At 73.9% G+C, this 6,610-nt stretch carries 6 protein-coding genes; 2 read left to right on the forward strand and 4 right to left on the reverse strand.

The features are described 5' to 3' along the window. Window positions 1–67 precede the first annotated feature (67 nt). Both IEZ12_RS14415 and IEZ12_RS14420 read right to left on the reverse strand, forming a co-directional pair. A complete protein-coding gene (locus IEZ12_RS14415; RefSeq protein WP_189272393.1) occupies window positions 68–982 on the reverse strand; it encodes a DUF8832 domain-containing protein in 915 nt (304 codons plus the stop codon). A 97-nt stretch (window positions 983–1,079) separates the two neighbouring features. Continuing rightward, window positions 1,080–1,496: a DUF6153 family protein gene (locus IEZ12_RS14420; RefSeq protein ID WP_189272394.1), complete on the reverse strand. Its 417-nt coding sequence runs from the start codon at window positions 1,494–1,496 to the stop codon at window positions 1,080–1,082. Between the two features lie 274 nt (window positions 1,497–1,770). Between IEZ12_RS14420 and IEZ12_RS14425 the strand changes: the two genes are divergently transcribed. Further along, complete coding sequence (locus tag IEZ12_RS14425; protein ID WP_189272395.1) at window positions 1,771–2,712, forward strand: hypothetical protein; 942 nt, start codon at window positions 1,771–1,773, stop codon at window positions 2,710–2,712. Window positions 2,713–2,899: 187 nt separating this feature from the next. Continuing rightward, window positions 2,900–3,817, forward strand: coding sequence for a LamG domain-containing protein (locus IEZ12_RS14430; protein WP_189272396.1), 918 nt, complete (start codon window positions 2,900–2,902; stop codon window positions 3,815–3,817). Window positions 3,818–3,874: 57 nt separating this feature from the next. On the opposite strand, the gene IEZ12_RS14435 is transcribed toward IEZ12_RS14430, so the two are convergent. Beyond that, window positions 3,875–4,942: a ParB/Srx family N-terminal domain-containing protein gene (locus IEZ12_RS14435; protein ID WP_229847532.1), complete on the reverse strand. Its 1,068-nt coding sequence runs from the start codon at window positions 4,940–4,942 to the stop codon at window positions 3,875–3,877. A gap of 228 nt (window positions 4,943–5,170) precedes the next feature. Further along, complete coding sequence (locus IEZ12_RS14440) at window positions 5,171–6,460, reverse strand: hypothetical protein (protein WP_189272398.1); 1,290 nt, start codon at window positions 6,458–6,460, stop codon at window positions 5,171–5,173. Window positions 6,461–6,610: the final 150 nt, after the last annotated feature.

The following is a 6,610-nucleotide window of genomic DNA, read 5'->3' on the forward strand; positions in this document are numbered from 1 at the left end:
TCATCCGTCCATCTTCGCGCACTCGTGCGAGAAGCGGACCCGCCCGGGAGGGGCGGGTCCGCCGTGATCAGGCGGCGACGTTCAGGGTGAGCGCCGCGGTGTGCAGGGCGCCGCCGGTCTGGAACTGCAGGAACAGCCGCCAGTCGCCGGCCTTCGGCAGTTCGGCGTGGAAGGACAGGGTCGGCCCGCCGCCGCCGGTGGTGACCGGGGTCTCCGGGTGGAGGTGCGCGAACGCCTGGTCGCCGGCGTGGAAGGCGGTCAGGTGCGCGTACGTCTCCAGGTAGGGCTCCAGGTCGGTGACCGGCTGCCCGTCCTTGCTGACGGTGACGGTCAACTCCCCGGCCGCGCCTGCCTTCGGCGCACCGGCCACCGTCACGGTGTACCCGTCGACGGTGCCGGTCGTGGCGGCGGCCGGCAGCGGCACCGGGGTGGCCTGCCCGGGCACCGTGGCGGTGCGGCTGAGCACCAGCCCGGTGCCCCGGCCGCTGCCCGCGCCGGGGACGAACGAGGCGTACATCCGCCACTCACCGGGCTGCAGGGCGGCCAGGGAGGCCGTCCAGGTGCCGTCGGCGGACCGCACCGGGTGCAGGTGCTGGAAGCCGGACAGGTCGGAGCGGATCGCGTAGAAGTGCATCTCCTTGGTCTGCTCGGGCTGGTACGAGGTCAGCACCTTGCCGTCCGGGCCGGTCACGGTGAACCGGTACTCGGCGCCGGCGAGGGCGCCGTCCAGCCGGTAGCCGCCCTGCTCGGCGGCCAGCCCGTCGCTGCTGCCGGCCATGCCGGCCGGGCCGTGGCTCATGCCCGCCATGCCGTCGGGGCCGTGGCTCATCCCGGGCATGTCGTGCCCGGCGGCGGACGGCGCGGCGCCGTGGTCCATGCCGGACATCGCGTCGCTGCCGCAGGCGGCCAGGGTCAGCGCGAGCGCGGCGGCGGCCGCGGCGGTGAGCAGGGTGCGGCGGGTGGTCGTGGTGGTGCGGGTCATCGGAGTTCGCTCCAGGTGCTGCGCGCACCGGCGGTGCGCGGTCGCGGACAGGACGCGGCGCCCGGCGGCCCCCGACGGGGACGGCCGGGTGGCGCCCTCACCTGCGGGCGACGCAGACCCGGATCAGCAGCTCCCGCCCGCCGTCCGGCGGCGCTCGGCCGCTCTCGGCGCCGCCCGTGGGCAGCGGTCCGGTCGCGGACGGCTGCGGGTGGGGCCACGGCACGCCGGCGGTCGGGCCGGCCGGCGGCAGGTGGTCGCGGGCCTGGGTGGAGACGCAGTCGACGGCCGACCCCTCGTGCGCGCCCGGCGCACGGACGGCCTCCCGGGCGCTCCCCTGCATGGTGTGCGCCCCGGCGTGGTGGGCCGACACCGCGGTCTCCGCCGTCCGGTGGCACCCGGCGGCGCTCGCCGGGCTGCCGTGCATCAGGAACAGCCCGAGCAGCAGGGCGCACAGCACCGTCCACCGGGCAGCCGTCCGCCCGGCGGGGTCCGTCGCCAGTCCGGTCCGCTCCACCCTCGCCACGATACCCCCTCCCCGTATCTCTGCAGGGTAAGTGCCGTCCGGGCGCCCGGGCTCTCCCCGGCCGGGCGCCGCGGCGTCAAAGCCGCCGGAGCGCACCGGTGTTGCGGATCCGAACGGCTGTTGCCGTTCGATGACGAATCGCTGATCCGGGCAGGACATCCGTTCGACAGGATTCTCTTACGGCGCTCGCCCGGCCAGCGGAAACGATCAGGGGCACACCGCCGTACCACCACTCACCGTCATCAGTTCCTGGGGGGAACCTCCGATGTCCGTTCGCCGCCGCACCCGCCTCGCCGTTCTCGCCGCCACCGCCGTCCTCGGCGCCACCGTCCCCGTCCTCGGCGGGGCCACCAGCGCCTGGGCCTGCGGCGACGACCAGCCGGCCCCCGCTGTCTCCGCCTCCACGTCGGCCTCGGTCCCGGCCTCCTCGCCCGCCCCGGCGGCGGAGCCGAAGCCGAGCGTCGGGGTGTTCGACCAGGACGCCGACGCGATCACCGCGGGCGGCGCCCCGGTCGAGTTCGGCGTCGAGGTCTACAACGGCGGCACGGAGACCCTCAAGGGAATCCACCCGCTCCCCACCTTCTTCAACGAGTCCGGTGACCTGGACGGCACCCTGCACGCGGCCGACCTGGTCCTGGAGGTCGTGCACCAGGGCGCCTGGAAGACCATCGCGCTGAAGCCCGGCTGCGACCCGACGTTGCGCGGCGACTACTCCTTCCTCGACACCGACCTGGCGCCCGGCCGGGCCACCCGGTTCCGGTTCCGGCTCTCGGTCACCTCGCACTCCACCGCGGCGCAGAAGCAGGTCGACGTCCGGGTCGGTGTCCAGCAGCCCTACCAGAACCACGTGCAGGAGCACCCGCACTTCACCCTGCCGATCGTCCACCCGGGCGCCCCGACCACCCCGGCGCCCACCGCCACCACCAAGGCGCCGACCACCCCGGCCGCGACCCCCTCGACGCCGAGCACCCCGGCGCAGACCCCGACCGCCCGGAACACCACGGCCCCGGTCGTCGTCCCGGCCGCCCTGACCGGCAGCACCACCCCGAGCCCGACCGCCGTCCCGGTCGGCACCGGGAACCTCGCCTCCACCGGCGGCGGCTCCAGCAGCACCCCGATGCTGATCGGCGGCACCGCCCTGGTGCTGCTCGGCGCCGGTGCCGTGACGTTCGCCGCCCGTCGCCGGGCCGCCGGCCACCGCGGCTGACCGATCCCGGATCAACTCCCTCCGCCCCGACGCCGATTCCGGTGTTCGGGGCGGAGGGCCGCCCGGCGTTCCGGTTCGCGTGTTCGAACGGGGCCGCCTAGAGTTCCGCCGACGAGCAAGCGGACGGATCGGGGAGAACGTGGCGGGCAGGCGGACGGCGGGCAGTGCGGGCGCGACCCGAGAGCCGGTGGTCGGGGGATCAGACGCGGCGTACTGGCGGGCGATGGCGGACGCGGACGAGCGGGAGGCCCGTCGCAAGCGGACTCTCGGCATCACCGCGCTGGCCACCGGCCTGGTGACGGTCGCCGGGATGGTCGCCGTCGCGGTGATGGTGCAGGACCGCGCCGACGACCCGTCAACGCCCAAGGCCGCCGCGGCCGCCGCCGCCCCGAAGGCGGGTGGCGACCCGTCCCCGAAGGCCTCCGCGGGTCAGACCGGCCAGACCGGTCTGGGCGGCTCCGGTGCGGAGGCCGGCGCCTCGGTGCCCGGGCTGAAGCTCGGCAGCGCCGCGAAGGTGGGTGCCGCCGACGGCCGCGACGGCAAGGCGCTGCAGCTGACCGGTAGCGGCGACGGCTACGCCGAGGCCGCCGACGCGTCCGTGGACACCACGAAGGACTTCACCGTCTCCGCGGTGGTCAGCAACGACGCCGCCAGCGCGTCGAAGGCCGCGCTGTCGCAGAACGGCGACCAGTTCTTCTCCTTCTACCTGGGCCGCGAGGACTCCGGGAGCAACAAGAACCGCTGGGTCTTCAAGGTGCAGACCGCCAACGAGGCCGGCAAGAGCGCGATGGCGGTGTCCGGCGCGGCCGCCGCCACCGGCCGCTGGACCACCCTGACCGGCGTGTACAACGCCAAGGCCAAGAGCATCTCGCTGTACGTGGACGGCACTCTCGCGCAGACCACCACCGCCCCGTCGATCGTGGCCGGCACCGGCCCGTTGGAGCTCGGCCGGGCCCGCTACAAGGGGCAGTGGTCGGACGCCTGGAAGGGCTCGATCGCCGGGGTCCAGGTCTGGAAGAAGGCGCTGACGGCCGATCAGGTCTCCAAGGCCGTGAGCGGCGCCGCCGCCGATCCGGCCCCGGCGGCGACCCTGCTCGGTTCCTGACCCTTCGGACGCGTCGAGGGGGCCGGCGGATCTCCGCCGGCCCCCTCGACGTCGGCCTCAGCCCAGGCCGTTGACCTTCTTGTACTCCAGCGCGTACGCCAGCTTGCCCGGCTTGGCGTCCGAGTACGGCTTGCTCAGCTTGTCGAACTCGCCCTTGTTGGCGGCCTTCCCGGCGTTCCACTGGTCCAGCGCGCCCAGGTCGGAGGCGGTGAAGCCGCTGCCGATCACGGTGTTCTTCGGCAGCGCGACCATCGTCTGGGTGGTGCCCTTGACGGCGGCCAGGTAGCTGGTCAGGTCCGAGCGGTTCCACCCGGACAGGTCGACCGGCGCGGTGTCCCGGATCCAGCTGCCCCAGTAGAACTCCTGGAACGGCACCGAGTTCTGGGTGTAGCCGATGTCGCGGCCGAAGTAGAGCAGGCTGCGGTACGTGTCGTCCTGGAAGTTGGCCAGCCCGACCGAGGTCGGCAGCTTGTTGATCTTCACCGGGTTGCCCTGCGGGTCGCTCAGGTACACCCACTTGTTGGCCTGCATCTGCGCCCAGAAATCCTTCTGGGTCAGCGCGCTCAGGTTGGCCAGCACCCGCAGCCGCACGTGCAGGTCCGCGCCGCCGTCCGGGGTCTCGTAGAACGAGGTCAGGGTGTGGTGACCGTCCGTCAGGAACGGCTCGCCGCCGGGACCGATCACCACCGTCTTCATCGCGGCCTCGCTGTCGGCGGTCTCCGCGCCGACCGGCAGCGTGCAGGTGAACGAGGACGGGTCGTCCAGCCGGGCGTTCGGCTGCACGGCGACCGCCTCGATCCGGCCGTCCGCCTCGCACCAGTCGCTGAACTTCTTGTTGATCGCGTCCTTGCCGAGCGTGTACCGGCCGAGCTTGTAGTACACCTCGTCGTAGCCGAGCGACGGCTGGGTCGGGTGGACGTCCCCGATCCGCACGTCCAGCAGTTCCCCGGGCTTGGCGCACAGGTACCCGGCGAACGGCGTGTGCCGGTTGTCGTGCCCGCAGAACGACGGGCGCTGCCCCGGCGCCCCGGGCGCGGCCAGCGCGCTCGGCGCCGTCGTGACAACAGTGGCCAGGGCCGCACCGACCGCCAACAGCGGTACCGCGGACGGGACTCGGAATCGCATGACACTCCCTGCGAGCATGGCTGGATGTGCCCGTGAGCGTCCCAGCGCCGAGCCAACCCCCGGCATCCTCGCCATGGCCTCCCGGAAAACGCGGATGAACGATCCCCGCCGGCGCCCGCCTCCGGCCGGGTCCGGACCGCCAGGCGGACCGGGGGACAGTCCGGTACCGAGGGCGACGGCAGTGCGGGGCCGCTGGAGGGCGGCCGGGCACTGCCGTCGACGCCCGGGTCAGCGGTGCGAGGCCCGGCGGCGGTGGAGGGCCACCAGGGCGAGGGCGCCGCCGGCGATCAGGGCGAGGCCGCCGCCGACTGCCGGGGCCAGGTCGTCCGTGCCGGTGCTGGCCAGGGTGCCGCCGGTGTTGCCGGTGTTGCCGGGGTGGGGGACGACCGGGGCGGCCGTGCCGGCCGGGGAGCCGGTCGGGGTCGGGGTCGGGGCCGAGGGCTGCGACGTGGTCCCGACGGGGGCCGGGGTGGTCGCCGGGTCGGTGGGCGTCTGCGTCGGCGAAGCGGTGGGGGAGGCGGTCGGGGAGCCGGACGGTTCCGGGGCGGTGCCCTGGAGGGCGAAGGTGCTGTTGGCGACCGGGTTGCCGGCGCCCCAGGTGAGGACCTGGTACTCGGCCCGGACGTCCACCTTCCAGCTCGCCATCTCCGGCTGGGCGGCCAGGGTGTAGGAGATGGTGCTGTCGCCGGCCGGAAGGTCGCACCAGACGATCGTGGTCGGCGAGTTGAGGTCACTCGTCACGTGGTTGCAGGAACCCGCGGGGGTCGCCGTCGAGTCGGTGACCTTCACCCCGACCGGCGTCGGGAAGGTCGGCCAACTCGGCTGGCCTGCAGCGCTGTTGAAGAGGAGATGGAGCTTGCCCGGGTCGACCGCGTGGACCGTCACCTGCTGGGTGACGGACTTGCCGGCCGCCAGGTCCGGGGTGGTCAGCCGAACCGTGTTCCTGGCCACGTGGTCGGACGTCTCCACGGTGACCTTCGCGGTCTGCTCACTCGTCGGGCCGTTGGCCGGGCTGCTGCCCACCGTCTTCACCCTGGTCACGGCGTCCGCGACGTTCCCGCCCCTCGGCACGAAGACCGCGCCGTAGTAGGCGACGGTCCCGTCGTGCGCCGCGTCGGACGCGCCGATCACCGGCGAGGCGAACGGGCTGGACGAAGAAACGACGTCGCAGGTGTACACGCCGGCCGTCTCCGTCGCCGCCGCGCAGCTCGAACTCGGCCCGGGGACACCCACCTTGACGCTCACCCCGTCCGGAAGCCCGAGCGAGGCGCCGGCGTCGGTCAGCGGCTTCGAACTCACCGCGTAGACCCAGGTGCCGTCCGCGCGTCCGTAGACCCCGTCGGGAGACAGCGCGCGGTCGGACTCGCCCGGGAGGATCACGATGTTTTTGAGCTGGAACGTCACGGGCTGCGAGTTCGCCCGGGCCGCCCCGCCGAGGACGAGCGTCCCGGCGCCGAGGGCGGCAACCGCGATCCCGGCGCTCAGAATGCGACGTGGGGCAGTCCTGGATATGCGCATCTCTGTCTTCCTGGAAGTCGAACGGCCACGGCTCGACCGCGGCGGCGCCAGGTCCCCCCTGCGCGCGGCTGTAGCGTAGTGGAAGCCCACCACGGACCGTGACCGGAATTCCCGCCCGGAGCAGGGCCGGCGGTGTCGACTTCTGTTGAG

It is taken from the genome of Kitasatospora griseola (assembly GCF_014648555.1).
Taxonomy (GTDB): Bacteria; Actinomycetota; Actinomycetes; order Streptomycetales; family Streptomycetaceae; genus Kitasatospora; species Kitasatospora griseola.

What these genes read in the sequence shown, in the direction of transcription:
- IEZ12_RS14415 (WP_189272393.1), bottom strand. Translation starts at nt 982, where the DNA reads ATGACCCGCACCACCACGACCACCCGCCGCACCCTGCTCACCGCCGCG.
- IEZ12_RS14425 (WP_189272395.1), top strand. Translation starts at nt 1,771, where the DNA reads ATGTCCGTTCGCCGCCGCACCCGCCTCGCCGTTCTCGCCGCCACCGCC.
- IEZ12_RS14435 (WP_229847532.1), bottom strand. Translation starts at nt 4,942, where the DNA reads ATGCGATTCCGAGTCCCGTCCGCGGTACCGCTGTTGGCGGTCGGTGCG.
- IEZ12_RS14440 (WP_189272398.1), bottom strand. Translation starts at nt 6,460, where the DNA reads ATGCGCATATCCAGGACTGCCCCACGTCGCATTCTGAGCGCCGGGATC.